Genomic DNA, 16,649 nt, shown 5'->3' on the forward strand with positions numbered 1-16,649 from the left:
TCTCCGACACACCAAGCCGCAGTCAAGAAATGTCATGCCTCAGATAGGTAATCGTATTGTATCAGAGACTCTGACTCGCTTACATCCCCACCCATAAAGGGATGGGGTTTTACGCTCGATCAATAAATTTATGTCTCGCCCGTCCCTTAGTAAACTTAGGGCAGGTAAGATGCCCGCCCCATAAAAGTTTTGGCTAAATTATCTTGGCAGTCCGCAAACCGAACAGCAGACCGACAGCCAAGCCAAAGAACAAAGCTAAAAAGCCGATGTAAGCTGCAATCGCAAACATTTATTTTTCTCCACAATACTTCCTAAATCTATTGAATCATTAGTTGTTGGGCATTGGTCATTTGTCATTGGGCATAGGGCATAGGGCATGGGGCATGGGGCATGGGGCATTGGTCAATTTCTTCCCCAGCCTCCCCTGCCTCCCCTGCTCCCACTCCCCACTCCCCACTCCCCACTCCCCACTCCCAGATTGCGATAGAATACAACCCACAGGCGCTTGTTAGGGGTTGGGCAATGACTTCTTTAATTAATGTAAATTTACCAGAGCAGTCTTATGAGATTGCGATACCTTCGGTGAGCTACGCTAACGCACCTTCGAGTTTAGATCAACTGGGTCAGCAGATGGCCAGTCTCAAGCTAGGCAAGAAGGTATTACTGGTTTCTAATCCTACTATTTTTAAGCATTTTGGGGAAAGAGCGATCGCATCCCTGACATCTGCTGGATTTGAAGTTGCTAGCTGCACCCTACCACCAGGGGAACGCTACAAAACCCTCAATTCCATCCAAAAACTTTACGATATCGCCTTAGAAAACCGCCTAGAACGTTCTTCGACTATGGTGGCTTTGGGCGGAGGTGTAATTGGCGATATGACTGGCTTTGCAGCCGCAACTTGGCTACGCGGCATTAATGTTGTCCAAGTGCCTACAACTCTCTTAGCAATGGTGGATTCGGCAATTGGTGGCAAAACTGGCGTGAATCATCCGCACGGCAAAAACTTGATTGGGGCATTTCATCAACCGCGTTTGGTTTTGATTGACCCAGAAGTATTGAAAACTCTTCCTATGCGTGAGTTTCGCGCAGGAATGGCAGAAGTTATTAAGTATGGTGTAATTTGGGATGCCGAATTGTTTGCCCAATTGGAAGCAAGTAAACGCCTCGACCAACTCCGCTATGTAAAACCTGACCTGGTAAATACTATATTAATCCGTTCTTGTCAAGCCAAAGCTGATGTTGTTAGCAAAGATGAGAAAGAAGGCGGATTGCGGGCGATTCTCAACTACGGACATACTATCGGTCATGCAGTGGAAAGTTTGACTGGTTATCGTCTAGTAAATCACGGTGAAGCCGTGGCCATTGGTATGGTAGCAGCCGGTCAAATTGCTGTGGAATTGGGAATGTGGCAAAAGGAAGACACAGAACGTCAAAATGCTTTAATTCAAAAAACAGGTTTGCCGACTCAGTTACCATCTGGGGTAGATATTGAAGCAATTATTGAGGCGTTGCAATTAGATAAGAAAGTCAAAGCGGGGAAAGTGCGGTTTGTTTTACCAACAGAGATTGGTGTAGTAACAGTTACCGATGAGGTACCATCAGATATCATTCGGCAAGTTTTGCGGGGAATGTGAACAATTTGAAAAAGAATTCAGGAGTCAACCCCTTCGGGGAAGTCAAAAGTCAAAAGTCAAAAGTCAAACATTTTGAACCACCAAAATAAATTTAGGGGCTTGAGTCAGCGAACGCCGTATTTCTTGCGCGGAGCGTCTCGAAATACATTTTTTCTTTTTCCATAAATAAATTTAGGCGATGCACTGAGCGTAGCCGAAGTGGGCTTGTACCTTTTTCTTTCTGGTCAGAATTCAGAAGTCAGAATAAAAATTAGTTGCTCTGTCCTTGAATTACGAATTACGAATTATTGATCCATGATACTCCAAGCCAAGAATCAATTAACATTGCAAGAGTTCTTAAATCTTTCACCAGGTGAGGGAGATATAACTTATGAACTTGTTGATGGTCAAGCAATTCCTAAAATGTCACCAAAATTTTTTCACGCAAAACTTACCCGCGTCCTTCTGAATTTGATTGAGCAATCGCGTGAGGGTAAAGGAGAAGTTTGCCCGGAATGGGCTGTTGCATTAACCCGTCGGGGGCGAGATTGGATGCCAATTCCAGATATTTTGTACATTTCTTATGAACGTTTACCCGCCAACTGGGATGAAAACGAAGCTTGTCCTGTTCCTCCTGATTTGGTGATTGAGATTATTTCCCCAGGACAAACCTTTGGACAAATGGCAGCTAAAGCCAAAGACTATTTAGATGCTAAGGTGTTGCGGGTGTGGGTATTAGATAGTAAAGCCAGAAGCATTACTGTTTTTTATCCAGATGCAGCACCACAAACTTATATGGGAGAAGAATTACTCAAAGATTCTTTATTTGAGGGATTGGAATTTACTGTTGAGCAGGTGTTTCAAAAGGCGAAAATACCATTAGACACCGAATAGTAAACTTTTTACATTTACCACAATTTTCTTCATCTCAACGTCCATCGAAATTTCAATCGGCGGCTTTTGCTACTCAAACTTTTATATCTTTAGTCAGCAACGCCCTATTTTTGAAACTGCGGTTCTTTCTGCGATCGCTGTTGGTTATTCGTTGGTTGCAATTTTTGAAATAAAGCTGGTGGCGTAGCTTTGCGGAAAGCACCGCAGTAGTGCATAGTCATAACCGCCTTGAAAGCCCAATGGTCTGATGGCACATCACTAAAGGGATTCGGTAAAGTTTCTGCTTGATTTTGGATACAAGCATTTAAAACTTGATTCGATTTTGCTGGAGTGTCGGTACTAGGTTCTTGAGATTTAACAGGGGTAACAAAGCTAGTAGTAGCTAGCACTACGACTGTTGCCAGAAGTTTGCAGTTCATAATTTGAGTTTAGGGATGAAAGTCTACCCTATGTTAGTTCCCAGGCTGTTGCCCAGGAACTAGAATAAACTTCAGGACTTACGCAAAAATCGCCGAAAGGCTTAATTTATCGAACCGCCAAGACGCCAAGAACGCCAAGAATTCGTAGAGCGTGCGTAAGTCCTAACTTGCTGAGATTAAGCGTTAGAAAACATGGTAAGCATTACTAACATAACAACTAATGCACTGATCCAAAGAGCTAACGATCCCCAACTAACTGAATCTTTTTGTACTCTTTGCCAGAAATTTGTAACTAAGTTATTCCGAATTGCCATTTTATAACCTCCAATTTTTATTAAACTTGCACTGACTCAATGCATTAAGCCTGTATTGAGTAAATAAAAGTTAATCTTAGGGAGTATCAGCCTTTATTTGCTGATTCTTAAAGATTAATCAACAGAGATTTAAATTACTCTGTACACCGATCTTTACGACTGGCTACGCATACGCGAATGCCTGTGTCTCAATGCATTACCACTTTAAAAACAAACAAAAATTTACAAAAAGATATTTGTTGATGCTTAACTTGATTGTCCCACACGTAACTGTTTACACTAAAAAATTTGGCGATTTTGAGAAAATTCTTAACGTTATCTTAATTAGGTATAAAAGTTAGTGTTTCAAATCACAAACTACTTAAATCTTGACTATGTTTCGCTTTTACTCGTGATTTATCTAGACTTGAAAATAGACACAATTAACAGTGAAATGGCAGGTAAATAATGGTGCAACAAATAAGACATAATGAACCGCAATATATCTGTATCATTCCAGTTGAGAGAATTACAGCCAACCAAGACGAAGAAATCATGACCTTTGGTGCATCAGCTGACGATGCAAAAAAACAAGGTGAGGAATTGTTAGCATCTATCTATGGTTGTAATCAATCACAAGTTTTGGAATTAATCCAGCAAGCACGAATTGAACTAATAGCTCACTGGTGTGCCCCTCAAGAGCGCAGAGCCATATAAAATCAAGGTGGTTGAGCCATTAAAAATTACTACTCGCGCTGAACGCGAACAGGCGATGTCTACGACGGGCTATGCCTACGCACGAGATGGTAAAGGCACTGAAATAGAAAAACTAATATAGAGAAATGTAAACAACAGCGCCGCACTACCAACTAAACTATGCTACCGTTCAAAACTCTGCTACGCGTCCGACACTATGAGATGGACGCCCTTGGGCATGTAAATAACGCCGTCTACCAAAATTATTTAGAACAAGCAGCCATTGAACACTCAGAATACCTGGGCTTAACTCTGGATGTATATCGCCAAGTAGGTGGCGTATTTGTGATGCGGCGGGTAGAAATTGACTATTTACGCCCAGCAGTGGCAGGCGATACCCTAGAAGTCACTACCTGGTTGAAGGAAATGCGCGGGACTCGTGCCTTGCGATGCTACGAAATTCGTAAACAAAACCAAGATAATTTGTTAATAACAGCAGAGGCGCTATGGGTTTGGGTGGATGTACAGACAATGCGCCCACGACCAATTCCCAGTGTTATGTTAGACAAATTTTTGCAAATCCAAAGCCCAGGTGTTACAAGCTAAAAATGGTTTGTTATTCGCCATTTAACAAATCTTAATTATTATAATGAAAAATAAATGATTGATAAAGAGTTTTTAGTACATACCTCGCCCCTTCTAGGCGAAAAAAACCAACCTCTAAAGAGTGGGCGTGCTTTCTCTTAGACAAATGACAAATGACAAATGACAAATGACAAATGACTAATGACTAATGACTAATGACTCTTGCGTTGCGGTTTAACTTTTTCCCCAGTAATGCTGACGATCAAGAATACACAACTATGATGTTATAAGTGCAAAATTTAAATTTGTAGGAACTGCAATCAAAATTAGCTTAGTAAATCAGGATTTTTAAGTCAATATTATGGAGCAAAGTCAGCCACAACAGCGCCGTGTCGCCGATCAAGTGTTTCAAGAATCCCTCGATCAGTTGGAGGATATCTTACAAGAAAGTTCAACTGAGGATGAAGAAATCCCCCAAGCACAACTGCATACTAGTAGTCTCAGTGAAGTCGAATTCGATCAAGACTTGACAGATATTGATTTAACGGCTCTTGAGGACGCAGTCGCTGATATTGAAAAATATCTCGAAGAAATAACAAAAACTGAAGAAAAGTTTTAACTCCTAACTCCTAACTCTTGACTTATTTGCCGCCGAGCTTCGTACAACATTAAAGCAGCTGCGATCGCCACATTCAATGATTCCACCCCAGGACTTAAAGGAATCTTTACTTGCCTGTCTGCGATCGCTGCTAAATCTGCTGACAATCCAGCACCTTCATTTCCCAGTAAAATCAGACTGGGTTTGCGCCAGTCCACTTCCCAATAAGTTAAAGTCGCACTGGGTAAGGTTGCCACTACCTGCATTCCTGCCTGCTGACTTTGTTGTACTGTAGCTTTTAAATCTTCGGTTACCGCTGTTGGTAGGCGAAACCATTGCCCTGCTGAAGCCCGGAGAACTTTGGGGCTGTCTAAATCTACACTATCTCCACTTACCCATAACCCTGATGCTCCAGCAGCAGCAGCAGTGCGAATCATCGTACCCAGGTTGCCGGGATCTTGTACCGTTTCTAAAGCTAGCATTGTACCAGTAAAGGGTAGTTGAGTTTGGCTAACGCTTCGTTTTGCCGTTGCAACCACACCATCCGGTTGGACTGTAGTAGCGATCGCATCCAAAATTTCTCTACTGACAATTTCGGCGCGATCGCATCGGTTACAAGCTTCTTCCCAAAGTGAGGGGTGGGCTGCTTGCCAATCTGGAGTACAACACAGTGTTTCTAGTGAATAATTTACCGCACAAGCTTCCTCTAACAGGTGCGTCCCTTCTAATAAAAATAACTGCTGCTTGTGCCGCTCCTTGGTGGAGTGGAGTTTGCGGATTTGCTTGACTAGAGAATTTTGTAAACTGGTCAACATCAAAAAGTTAGGAGTTAGGAATTAGGATTTAGGAGTTAATTTAGTTTTCTTTCAACTCATAACTCTTAACTTCTAACTCCTAACTTAATAATATGCGGAACCCGGGACTTGAACCCGGAAGCCTTGCGGCACTAGAACCTGAATCTAGCGCGTCTGCCAATTCCGCCAGTTCCGCTGGCAATTTTATATCATTGCGTATTTTTTTGCCTTTGTCAAGTCAAAACATAACGCTTCGTTTAAGAGGCTTAAACTGGAAACGAGTTTTTCACGGTATTAGGTCGAATCAAAATATTAACTCAACAGTACAGCATTGATTTTTAGAGAACCTTAAGTTATTTTACTGAGTATTTAATTTAGCTTAAAACTACTACTGATTCGTTCATTTTTGCTAAATCTTTTAAAAGCTCAAAAGACTTGCTGTTGCTGGTTTACAGCCTGTAGTTCTCACCAAAAAACAATTTTTTCATGCAAGATGTTGCTCTAAAACGTGGACAAATTGAATCTTTACTGTAGAATCAAAACCAACTTCAAACATATAAAATACGTATTACTTTTGGAGGTAGACTTATTAATCCTTCTACCAGCTTACCAGATGTCAAAATTGCTCCAGAAGCAGACTCCTCAGTCTTGCAAATTTGGGGTGGGCATCGTTTGCGAGGTCATGTGAAAATTAGCGGGGCAAAAAATGCAGCACTGGTAATCATGGCTGGAGCCTTGCTGTGCCCGGGCGATTGTCGTATCCGCAATGTCCCCTTATTGGCGGATGTAGAGCGGATGGGTCAGGTGTTATCGGCTTTGGGTGTCCGATTAACGCGGCAAGGCGATATTTTAGACATCAACGCCAGCGAAATTAAAACATCCAAAGCTCCCTACGAACTAGTTACCCAATTGAGGGCGAGTTTCTTCGCCATTGGTGCCATTCTGGCAAGATTGGGAGTAGCGCAGATGCCTTTACCAGGTGGTTGTGCTATTGGGGCAAGACCAGTTGACTTGCATGTTCGGGGACTGCAAGCAATGGGGGCTGAGGTGCAGATTGAGCATGGCATTTGTAATGCCTACGTTCCTGGCAGCAGCCGGAGATTAAAAGGTGCGAAGATTTACTTAGACATCGCCAGTGTTGGAGCGACGGAAAACTTGATGATGGCGGCTACCCTAGCAGAGGGCGAAACGATCATCGAAAATGCTGCCAGAGAACCGGAAGTAGTTGATTTAGCTAACTTCTGTAACGCGATGGGAGCGAAGATTAAGGGGGCGGGGACTAGCAGGATTATTATCGAAGGAGTCCCCAAGTTGCATTCTGTTGACTACAGTATCATTCCCGATCGCATTGAGGCCGGGACGTTTTTGCTAGCAGCAGCAATTACCCGTTCCGAACTTCTTCTCTCACCAGTGGCTCCAGAACATCTTATACCAGTGATTGCCAAGCTGCGGGATATTGGGGTGGCCATAATTGAGGAAAATCCTGAATGCTTACACATTCTGCCAGCAGAAACCCTCAAGGCAACGGATATTGAAACTCAATACCATCCAGGTTTTCCCACAGATATGCAAGCACCGTTCATGTCTTTGCTGACATTGGCAGAAGGCGACAGCGTGATTAACGAATCTGTCTTTGAAAATCGCTTGCGTCATGCCTCAGAGTTGAATCGCTTGGGGGCAGATATTCGTGTCAAAGGCAACGCTGCTTTCGTTCGGGGAGTACCGAAATTGTCTGGCGCACCAGTATTAGGTACAGACTTACGAGCATCGGCAGCGCTGGTCATAGCAGGACTGGCGGCGGAAGGAAAAACTACAATTCAAGGATTACAGCACCTCGATCGCGGCTATGATCGACTTGATGTGAAGTTGCAGCAATTGGGCGCTAAAATCCTCCGCGTGGGCGAAGCATCAGCAGATTCAGAAATCGCTCCCACCATCAGTAGCCTGTCAAGTTGATCGGTTGAGACTAACACCCGGACAAGGAGGATGAGGAGGATGAGGGGGATGAGGGGGATGAGGGGGATGAGGGGGATGAGGGGGATGAGGTAAAATTTTCTCCCCCATCTCCCCTATCTCCCCCTGCCCAGCTTAGTTAAATCGTTATACTAACTGTGGATGGCTGTTTATCTAACCAGCCAGATTCCATAGTTGTGTTTTTTTATAGCTTGCTGCACTATGTCCTTCTTTAAAACCCCGCTAATTGGTTTAAAAGCTGACTCATTTCGTCATCCATTAGACCTGGAAGCTACCAAAACGCTCAAGCAAATACCAGGCATAGATATGTTGGTGCGAAATTGGCTTGGGCCAATGGCAGAGCAGGTTTTTTATGTGGAAAATATTGCCTCCAGCGTTCTGGTGGGTGAAAAGCAACTGCCCGATTTATACAAGCTGTTGTTAGATGCTTGTAAAATTCTGGATATAGAGCCTCCCCAGTTGTACGTCCGGCAACATCCGGCTCCCAACGCCTATACTTTTGCTGTGCGGGGTAAGCAGCCCTTTGTTGTGTTACACACATCCCTGATTGATATCCTCACACTAGAGGAAATACAGGCAGTAATTGCCCACGAGTTGGGGCATCTCAAATGTGACCATAGCGTTTATTTGACTCCTGTAAATTTATTAATATTAGCTGCGGCGATTGTGCCCAATGTTGGAACTTTCCTTGCTCAAGCGATACAGGCACAACTTTTAGAATGGGTACGCTGTGCTGAGTTTACCTGCGATCGCGCCGCATTACTAGCAACTCAAGACCCCAAAGTTGTCATGTCAGTATTGATGAAGCTGGCGGGTGGTTCCCCCACCTTAGCACCACAACTGAATCTTGATGCCTTTGTTGCCCAAGCCCGCGCTTACGATGATATTAGCAAGACTGAATTAGGTGAAATGGTCAAAGCTGCCCGCACAGCCCAATTAACCCATCCAGTGCCAGTGCTGCGGGCGCGAGAAATTGACCGTTGGGCAAGTAGTACAGAATATCAATCTTTAATCCAAAGTCATGGATTCAAGTCTACAAGCAATGAAGTAGCACCCAAAGCCGGATGGCGAAACTGGTAGAGCCACTAACGAAATTTGGTTATGTAAATTAGATGTGTTTTAGCTTACAGCAGTTTTCATGTATTTGAACCACATCTGTTGTAGGGGCACAGAAATGCTCATTGGTGTCAACTTAACGTAAAAGCTATGTCCCGCAAGGAACTAAAGTTCCTTGCTAATAGCGAAAGTCATCTTTTGATGACTAAATAATCTGAAAAATCTTTAGTCTACTTCAGTAGACTTTAGCTATGAGCCTTGAACTTTAGTTCGAGGCGGGTGAGGAAGCTTTCAGTTAAGCTACTTTTAGCTTAAGTTGACACGTATGAGCAATGCTGTGCCCCTACCGCGTGGTCTATTTACCTGAAAATAGCTGTAAGCTGTTACGCAAATAAAATTGTATATTTACTCATGAGGGTTGTCATTAGTCAAAAGTCACTTGTACTGAGCTTGTCCTGAGCTTGTCCTGAGCGTAGCCGAAAGGCGGCGTCGAAGTAAGGGCGTAGTCGAAGTATTAGTCATTTGTATTTAAAATGACAGATGACCATTGACTGCATGAGTGTCTTAACAATTGCAATGTACAATCTAGACGCGCATCAACTTATAATACTTTGATAATTCGCTCATGCGATCGCACTTGCTAGAATTCTTTAGGCAAGCTGTGGGCGATTCAGTGTGATGTAAAATGCTGGTACAGCCATAAAATCAGCTAATGACCAGGTTTCCTTACGACCAATTCGCCAAAGACTATCTTAAAGAATTGTTACAACCATTGGGAGAAGTAGAAACAAGTCGGAAAGTTCCAGCCCAAATCCTGTTGATGCTCCTGTAATTACTACTGTGCGCTGATTTCCTCCAACCATTAACTCTCTCCGTATTATGATGAAATTACGAATTACGAACTTGTACTGAGCTTGTCCTGAGCGTAGCCGTTGGCGCAGCCTCTCGTAGAGAAGGGCGTAGCCGAAGTATTACGAATTACGAATTACGCATTAGTATCAATCTCTGCAAGTACCAGCGCGAAGACAATCTTCGGTTTGGTCATCTCTAGCCGATATTTGCCACGGGAATTTATCTAACTGAGAATTTGTGTTGTGAACAACTAGAGCAGTTATTACGGGAAGCTGGTTTTCGACAATTGACACGTCAATACTATAAGTATTGCCTAGTTGAGCATTGTATAAATACACAGGCAATGCCATCAGTCCAATGCAAATTGTCAGATTCATAAAACCTCAGCTAAAAATTTCCGATTACGCTATGTATGTATAGATACGACCTTGATGAACCGGATTTCCAAACTGAGTATTGTTATGATGTTGTGTCAATTTACTCAGCGCTAGCCGCAGAGACGTAATTTCTAAATTATCGGTTCCACTCTTTTTTTAGGTTAAACATTGCCTACAAGATGGCTTACTACTAATTTATGCAGATGCAACCCAAAAAAACAGGACAAAAAACCCACAGCACTGAAAAACATATCTTGCTAGCTGCATTCCCCAGATAAAATAATGAAGAGTGCTGAGTCACGGCAATGGTCAATGACCAACAAAAAAAGATACAAGCCCATAAATAAATTTAGGGTATTGTTAATTTTGAATACTTCGACAAGCTCAGTACAAGTTTTGAATTTTGAATTCGGAGCGAAGCGACGTGACGCCTTCACAAGACGTAGATACTGTAAACGTTCCCAACATCGACCCAGAAGAATATGGCAACTCCGACACCGATCCTCTGGATGAGTTGCCAGGTGAAGTTGAAATGTCCCTTTTCGACCACCTAGAAGAGTTGCGGCAGCGCATTTTCTATTCGCTGATTGCCGTAGCCGTGGGTATTATCGGCTGTTTCTTTGCCGTTAAGCCAATTGTGCAGCTACTTGAGGTTCCTGCACAAGGAGTAAAATTTCTCCAACTTGCACCCGGAGAGTATTTCTTTGTCTCCGTCAAAGTTGCAGCCTACACTGGCCTCATACTTACTAGTCCTTTCATTCTTTACCAGATTATCCAGTTTGTGCTTCCAGGACTGACTCGCCGTGAACGCCGTATACTGGGGCCTGTGGTTTTGGGTTCGAGTGTGCTGTTTGCGGCTGGGTTAGTATTTGCCTATTTACTCTTGATTCCCGCAGCGTTGAAATTTTTCATCAGCTACGGAGCAGATGTTGTTGAACAACTTTGGTCAATTGATAAATATTTTGAATTTGTGCTGCTACTGTTATTCAGCACTGGTTTAGCATTTCAAATTCCGATTATCCAACTGTTGCTAGGTAATTTGAACATTGTCTCGTCTCAACGAATGGTTTCTGGTTGGCGTTACGTGATTATGGGAGCAGTGGTTTTAGGAGCCGTGCTTACACCTTCTACTGACCCTCTGACTCAAAGTCTTTTAGCCGGAGCAGTTTTAGGGCTTTATTTCGGTGGTGTTGGACTGGTTAAACTTACAGGTAAATAACATAGGGAATAGGAAAAATTCTTAACCAATTACCAATTACTAATTATTCCTTAACCCTTGTTCGCGTAAGAAGGTATCAGACCATACAGCATCTTCTGGTTTTAGGGGTGGTACTGGTTCTTTGTTATAATCAATTGCTAAGTAATATCTGGCACGATTGTATATACCATGCAATAAAGATTGCAAATCTACAATCAGTTCTGTATCTTCTGACTGTAACGGTAATGGAAATACGGGAATCGTTTCTCTGACGCTAAATCCGTATAATTTAGCTTGAGGACGTGTTTCACTTCTGCTAACAATAATTTGATAATTTACTACAGGAGTTTCCCCTAAAATTGACATAGCTTGTCCACTTCTGAGTAAATCAATTTCGACTAAGTGAGAAAGACTAGCTAAAACTTGTTTACGTTTCAGTTCATACGCTTTTCTACCTTCGCCTGGGCGTTTATTTTTAGGAGATAAAACTTCGATAGAAGTTACCACAAAACCTGTAGAAATTTCTCGAATTTCTAAGTAATTTTCCGTAACATGTTCAGGTAAGGGTATCATCACCGTCATGCCTTCTGACGTTTCTGCTTGTGTAGTAGTTGATGAGTATTGCTGCGGTGATTTTTGTTGAGAAAAAATAGAAACATCAGGAATACCAACTAATACAGAATCTGAGTCATCACTTAAATAAGTACGTCGTTCAATTGCAACTCGATAATGTAGGGGAATATTTTCCTCAATAGTATCTGCTATAGCTGTAATCAATCGATGATGTACTTCTGACCAAAACACAGGATTTTCTAAATAAGGATTCATTCCGGGAAATGGAGAATTCATAGTTTTACTATCCTGAAATGAGGAGTTAGGATGATTCTAAATTAAGAAAGAAAAACTTGGTCATAATACAATACGGTTCAGTTAAGGCTAAAACTGTGTTACAAAGTCAATTTTGTTAACGAACCGCCAAGACGCCAAGGACGCAGAGAGAAGGAAGAAATGCTTAACTGAACTGTATTGGGTCATAATATCCATTCCGAAGAACGTTCACCCAAATCGAGAGGAATGCTAACAGCTTTGCCAAGGCGGGGGCGATCGCGTGTTTGGGTAATATATGTTTGTACCTGCGTTGACCCACCCAAGGCATGAAGATAATTAGCAATGGTGTCAAGATGCTCTTGGTACTCCGCCTCACTCAAGGGAAAAGAAGCTTGCTCCAAGTATTTCCACATGACTTGCAAAAATATCTTTCCCTGTGCCCGTCGAAACTGGACATCATAAGAATATCCCCACTTATCAAGCAACATCTGACGTAATTCCTGTCCTGTCATAGCTTTTCTCAATCAGATTTTACATTTAGTTATGATGTTAAGTTCCGTGACTCCAGTATGATAAGGATATAAAGAAATGTAATGCTAACAGAAAAGATGCTTGATATATCTTGGAACAAAGAAGTATGGCATCGTTGTGAGCGCTAGCATTTCGACTTAGACAAGAGTTCCTCAAGTACAGTACTTTTGTCAAAATGCTTAACAAAATACACAAAGAGCGCGTAGATTATGGCTCAATTTTCTGAATCAGCAGACGTGCCCGATATGGGGCGTCGTCAGTTCATGAATCTGCTCACTTTTGGGACTGTCACTGGAGTGGCTCTGGGTGCATTGTATCCCGTTGTCAACTACTTTATTCCACCCGCAACTGGTGGTGCTGGTGGCGGTGTAACGGCAAAAGACGAGCTAGGTAACGATGTTAGCGTCACTAAATTTCTAGAAAACCGGAATGCAGGCGATCGCAACCTAGTCCAAGGGCTAAAGGGAGATCCTACCTATATTGTGGTAGACAGCAAAGAAGCGATCAAAGATTATGGCATTAACGCCATCTGCACCCACTTAGGTTGTGTAGTCCCCTGGAACGTTGCAGAGAACAAGTTTAAGTGTCCTTGTCATGGTTCCCAGTATGACGAAACTGGTAAGGTTGTTCGGGGGCCAGCACCGTTGTCTTTACCTTTGGCCCATACCAGTGTAAAAGACGACAAAATCGTTTTGACCCCTTGGACTGAAACCGACTTCCGCACCGGTGATCCAGCTTGGTGGGCTTAATCATTTTGTCCTTAGTCCTTAGTCATTTGTCCTTTGTTTAGGGCTTAATGACTAATGACTAATGACTAATGACCAATGACTAATGACTAATTCAATCGTTGCCCTTATTAGAGATGAGAAATGTTTTCTTAAGAGCGAGGTTAACTCGCAGCGCTAGAGCGATTTTAAAAACATTGCTCATAGCGATCGCTACTGTGACATTTTACTTCACCAGCGATCTAGCCCTTCCCCAATCAGCTGCCGCCTATCCCTTTTGGGCACAGCAAACCTATCCCGAAACCCCCCGCGAACCAACAGGGCGGATTGTTTGTGCCAACTGTCACCTAGCAGCCAAGCCGGCAGAAGTGGAAGTTCCCCAATCGGTGCTACCTGACACTGTATTCAAAGCTGTGGTGAAAATTCCCTACGATCTTAGCGCCCAGCAAGTTGGTGCCGATGGTTCTAAGGTTGGCTTGAATGTCGGTGCTGTACTGATGCTACCTGAAGGCTTTAAGATTGCTCCTGAAGACCGTCTTTCTGAAGAACTTAAAGAAGAAGTTGGCGACACTCCTTTCCAATCCTACAGCGAAGACAAAGAAAACGTCGTCATCGTCGGCCCCTTACCAGGTGAACAGTATCAGGAAATCGTCTTCCCAGTTCTTTCTCCCAACCCCGCAACCGACAAAAACATCCACTTCGGTAAATATTCAGTTCACTTAGGTGCTAACCGGGGACGCGGACAAGTTTATCCCACTGGCGAAAAGAGCAACAACGCTGTTTACAATGCTTCTGCTACTGGCACAATTACCAAAATTGCCAAAGAGGAAGATGAAGACGGTAACGTTAAATATCTAGTCAACATCCAACCTGAATCTGGTGATGTTGTCGTTGATACGATTCCTTTAGGGCCAGAACTGCTTGTTTCCGAGGGGCAAGCAGTTAAGACTGGTGAAGCTTTGACCAGCAACCCGAATGTCGGCGGCTTCGGTCAACAAGATGCAGAAATCGTATTGCAAGACGCCTCTAGAGTCCAATGGATGATTGCATTCATCGCTCTTGTAATGTTAGCCCAAGTTATGCTTGTGCTGAAGAAGAAGCAAGTTGAAAAAGTCCAAGCTGCCGAGATGAATTTCTAAATTCTCTGCTAAATCATTACTTGTAGGACAGGCATCTTGCCTGTCTTTTTTAATGTGAGTTATACAAAGCCTGGAAATTTAGGACTTAACTTATAGTCTTCTTTTTTGGAATCTGTTATATTTGATTTATAGGTTATAATAATTGTTATAACAAAAAGATAAATTCTCACATCACATTTACGATATCTCAGTATTGCATTTGAATACCTGATATTCTCATATTTAGGAATTAGCTCATGGCTATGAAAAGTTATCCCATAACTCATGCAAAGGTAGGAAATCAAGATGGATTTCGCTTACCTCGCGCATTTTCTAAGGATTATCCCCATTTAGCTAATGCTTCAGGCCATATTGAAGTGCTATCTGATAACACGTTCTTAGTTAGATTAGAAATTGATAATGTTGATGAAGCTGATGGAGATGAGGGCATTATGATGAGCCTTTTTCTTGACTTTCTCATGAAGGATGCTATGCAAAACCCTTCTAAGCTCGTTCCTTATACCCAAGAAATGAGCGATGAAATGGATGATTTACTGGCTGATGTAGTTATAGATTAATGGCTCCATTCACTTGTAATGGTTGGCAGATTTTTTTCTACCCATTGTTTAACGAACAATGGGTAGAATTGCGTAATAGGGTTCGTGTTTTAAAAAATGAGTTACCTAAAGAAGAATTTATTACACATTCAGATGTCAAATTATTAAAAGCATTGAATATTGGAATTAAAGAAAAAATTCCTCAAGACCCTTTTGCTAGTCATTTTGCTTTGCAAAAACCTTTGCAAAAATATAGTCGTCTCAAAAAAATGGGGCTACCTGAAAGATATAGATTATTCTTTAGAGCATTCAAAGAACAAAAAATTATTATTATTCTTTGGTTAGGTTTTCCTCGAAAGGAAGGCGATAAAAAAGATTGTTATCAAGTTTTTAGCAAAAAAGTAGAGAATGGGGATTTTCCTGAAAGTATCGATAATCTGCTTGCAGAATGTGAGTTAGAAGATTCTGATGATAAAAACGAAGATTAAGCAGCGATTAAATACAGCTAACATTAGCGAAACTTAAAGCACACGTCAAATCATTAGCAAAGAAACTGTTGAGCATTATCTATAAAGTAATAATTGTCATGGCTGGCGTATTGTTAAACAACCACAGTTGAGTGTGATTTATGAACTTATGCCACCAATAACTTCAGAAGTTAGACACTATCACCAGCGATGTCTACGACGGGCGTAGCTGCGGCACCAGTTTTTCTTTATTTTATCTGGAAAGGCAACCTTAGAGATCGATGGTTCCCGCCAAGTGCTTTTCAAGTGCTAAATTGAATCTAGCCCTCGTTGAGTTAAGGCTAAAAATTCTAACTGGCGTAGGTTGGCTTGAGGAACGAAACCCAACATTATCAAGACTTTGTTGGGTTTCGCTGTCGCTCTACCCAACCTACTATTCCGAATAACCAAATGTTTGAGAAAAAATACAAAATATCAATCTATTAGCGAAGCCTTTGAACTAGAAACTATGAATATGAGCTTCTAAATGTAATTTAGTTACACGATTCAAGCTTTAGTTAACTTTGCTGATTTCCTGATCTCCTAGTCATCACAATCATATTTGATTGTTAGCTATCGAGCCAAGCTTCTAGATTATCTAGTTTCTCATGACCTAGACAGGCTCATTTGAAGTAATTTAACCTTATAAAGCATGGATATTCTAGTTTTCTAGCTTAAGGGGAATAAGTTGCGGCGATTCAGCTTGCTCATAACTGCTTAAGTTCAAAAGATGTTTTTGTAACTAAATTACATTGGTATGCTATATTAATTTAGTGTTTAGGTAAACACTAAAAAACAAATTTACAAATCTACATTTGCGTTTCATAGCATCATAAATAAAATATAATATTATACCCTATTCGTGTTGTTTTTACAAGACTTGTGCCGGAATAATTTTTAATGTATGAGCTTTTCGTCATTCCATCAAAGTTAATTTCCGAGTAATCGACAAACCTCTTGCTTAATTCGAGGCTAGATGTTTTAGTTAGCAGAGGGTGGTATGACCCACCCTCTTTTTGATATGTAATCCCTAC

18 protein-coding genes and 1 tRNA gene are annotated in these 16,649 nt (G+C 41.9%); 12 read left to right on the forward strand and 7 right to left on the reverse strand.

The window, feature by feature from the left end:
- Positions 1-193: 193 nt before the first annotated feature.
- Positions 194-289 carry a cytochrome b6-f complex subunit PetL gene (petL, locus tag LC574_RS02900; protein ID WP_109007553.1) on the reverse strand — a complete coding sequence of 32 codons (96 nt, stop codon included), beginning with the start codon at positions 287-289 and terminating at the stop codon, positions 194-196.
- A 233-nt stretch (positions 290-522) separates the two neighbouring features.
- On the opposite strand from petL, the gene aroB reads away from it, so the two are divergent.
- Entirely contained in the window at positions 523-1,635 is a 1,113-nt protein-coding gene (gene aroB, locus LC574_RS02905; protein ID WP_229451428.1) for a 3-dehydroquinate synthase, read from the forward strand.
- A 294-nt stretch (positions 1,636-1,929) separates the two neighbouring features.
- The gene (locus LC574_RS02910) at positions 1,930-2,508 is read left to right on the forward strand and encodes a Uma2 family endonuclease (RefSeq protein ID WP_229451429.1); all 579 of its coding nucleotides are present in this window, start codon (positions 1,930-1,932) and stop codon (positions 2,506-2,508) included.
- 104 nt (positions 2,509-2,612) lie between these two features.
- Here the strand turns inward: LC574_RS02910 and LC574_RS02915 are convergent, their stop codons facing one another.
- Positions 2,613-2,927, reverse strand: coding sequence for an S-layer protein (locus LC574_RS02915; protein WP_229451430.1), 315 nt, complete (start codon positions 2,925-2,927; stop codon positions 2,613-2,615).
- Between the two features lie 761 nt (positions 2,928-3,688).
- On the opposite strand from LC574_RS02915, the gene LC574_RS02920 reads away from it, so the two are divergent.
- From LC574_RS02920 to LC574_RS02930, 3 genes are all read left to right on the forward strand, one after another.
- A complete protein-coding gene (locus LC574_RS02920; RefSeq protein WP_229451431.1) occupies positions 3,689-3,937 on the forward strand; it encodes a hypothetical protein in 249 nt (82 codons plus the stop codon).
- A gap of 159 nt (positions 3,938-4,096) precedes the next feature.
- Complete coding sequence (locus LC574_RS02925; RefSeq protein ID WP_229451432.1) at positions 4,097-4,522, forward strand: thioesterase family protein; 426 nt, start codon at positions 4,097-4,099, stop codon at positions 4,520-4,522.
- Between the two features lie 340 nt (positions 4,523-4,862).
- On the forward strand, positions 4,863-5,120 hold the full coding sequence (locus tag LC574_RS02930; RefSeq protein WP_229451433.1) for a hypothetical protein: 258 nt from the start codon (positions 4,863-4,865) through the stop codon (positions 5,118-5,120).
- On the opposite strand, the gene LC574_RS02935 is transcribed toward LC574_RS02930, so the two are convergent.
- The gene (locus LC574_RS02935; RefSeq protein ID WP_229451434.1) at positions 5,117-5,914 is read right to left on the reverse strand and encodes an RNA methyltransferase; all 798 of its coding nucleotides are present in this window, start codon (positions 5,912-5,914) and stop codon (positions 5,117-5,119) included. The two genes, LC574_RS02930 and LC574_RS02935, sit on opposite strands and share 4 nt — an antisense overlap.
- 93 nt (positions 5,915-6,007) lie before the next feature.
- Positions 6,008-6,089, reverse strand: a tRNA-Leu gene (locus LC574_RS02940).
- A gap of 392 nt (positions 6,090-6,481) precedes the next feature.
- On the opposite strand from LC574_RS02940, the gene murA reads away from it, so the two are divergent.
- Both murA and LC574_RS02950 read left to right on the forward strand, forming a co-directional pair.
- A complete protein-coding gene (gene murA / locus LC574_RS02945; RefSeq protein WP_229451443.1) occupies positions 6,482-7,849 on the forward strand; it encodes a UDP-N-acetylglucosamine 1-carboxyvinyltransferase in 1,368 nt (455 codons plus the stop codon).
- Between the two features lie 219 nt (positions 7,850-8,068).
- Positions 8,069-8,947, forward strand: a complete 879-nt coding sequence (locus tag LC574_RS02950; protein WP_229451435.1) for a M48 family metallopeptidase — start codon at positions 8,069-8,071, stop codon at positions 8,945-8,947.
- Between the two features lie 974 nt (positions 8,948-9,921).
- Here LC574_RS02950 and LC574_RS02955 read toward each other — a convergent pair.
- The gene (locus LC574_RS02955) at positions 9,922-10,152 is read right to left on the reverse strand and encodes a hypothetical protein (RefSeq protein ID WP_229451436.1); all 231 of its coding nucleotides are present in this window, start codon (positions 10,150-10,152) and stop codon (positions 9,922-9,924) included.
- Between the two features lie 424 nt (positions 10,153-10,576).
- On the opposite strand from LC574_RS02955, the gene tatC reads away from it, so the two are divergent.
- Positions 10,577-11,371, forward strand: coding sequence for a twin-arginine translocase subunit TatC (tatC, locus tag LC574_RS02960; protein WP_229451437.1), 795 nt, complete (start codon positions 10,577-10,579; stop codon positions 11,369-11,371).
- A 39-nt stretch (positions 11,372-11,410) separates the two neighbouring features.
- On the opposite strand, the gene LC574_RS02965 is transcribed toward tatC, so the two are convergent.
- Positions 11,411-12,199 (reverse strand): DUF4058 family protein, encoded by a 789-nt coding sequence (locus tag LC574_RS02965; protein ID WP_229451438.1) that lies wholly within the window; start codon positions 12,197-12,199, stop codon positions 11,411-11,413.
- 182 nt (positions 12,200-12,381) lie between these two features.
- Positions 12,382-12,690: a DUF3067 family protein gene (locus tag LC574_RS02970; RefSeq protein WP_109011578.1), complete on the reverse strand. Its 309-nt coding sequence runs from the start codon at positions 12,688-12,690 to the stop codon at positions 12,382-12,384.
- A 228-nt stretch (positions 12,691-12,918) separates the two neighbouring features.
- Here LC574_RS02970 and petC point away from each other — a divergent pair, with 228 nt between their 5' ends.
- From petC to LC574_RS02990, 4 genes are all read left to right on the forward strand, one after another.
- Positions 12,919-13,458: a cytochrome b6-f complex iron-sulfur subunit gene (gene petC, locus LC574_RS02975; RefSeq protein WP_229451439.1), complete on the forward strand. Its 540-nt coding sequence runs from the start codon at positions 12,919-12,921 to the stop codon at positions 13,456-13,458.
- Positions 13,459-13,571: 113 nt separating this feature from the next.
- Positions 13,572-14,573: a cytochrome f gene (petA, locus tag LC574_RS02980; protein ID WP_229451440.1), complete on the forward strand. Its 1,002-nt coding sequence runs from the start codon at positions 13,572-13,574 to the stop codon at positions 14,571-14,573.
- A 236-nt stretch (positions 14,574-14,809) separates the two neighbouring features.
- The gene (locus LC574_RS02985) at positions 14,810-15,130 is read left to right on the forward strand and encodes a hypothetical protein (protein WP_229451441.1); all 321 of its coding nucleotides are present in this window, start codon (positions 14,810-14,812) and stop codon (positions 15,128-15,130) included.
- Positions 15,130-15,597: a type II toxin-antitoxin system YhaV family toxin gene (locus LC574_RS02990; protein WP_229451442.1), complete on the forward strand. Its 468-nt coding sequence runs from the start codon at positions 15,130-15,132 to the stop codon at positions 15,595-15,597. The genes LC574_RS02985 and LC574_RS02990 overlap by 1 nt, the downstream gene beginning before the upstream one ends.
- Positions 15,598-16,649 lie beyond the last annotated feature (1,052 nt).

Source organism: Nostoc sp. CHAB 5715 (genome assembly GCF_020829685.1).
In the GTDB taxonomy this organism is placed as follows: domain Bacteria; phylum Cyanobacteriota; class Cyanobacteriia; order Cyanobacteriales; family Nostocaceae; genus Nostoc.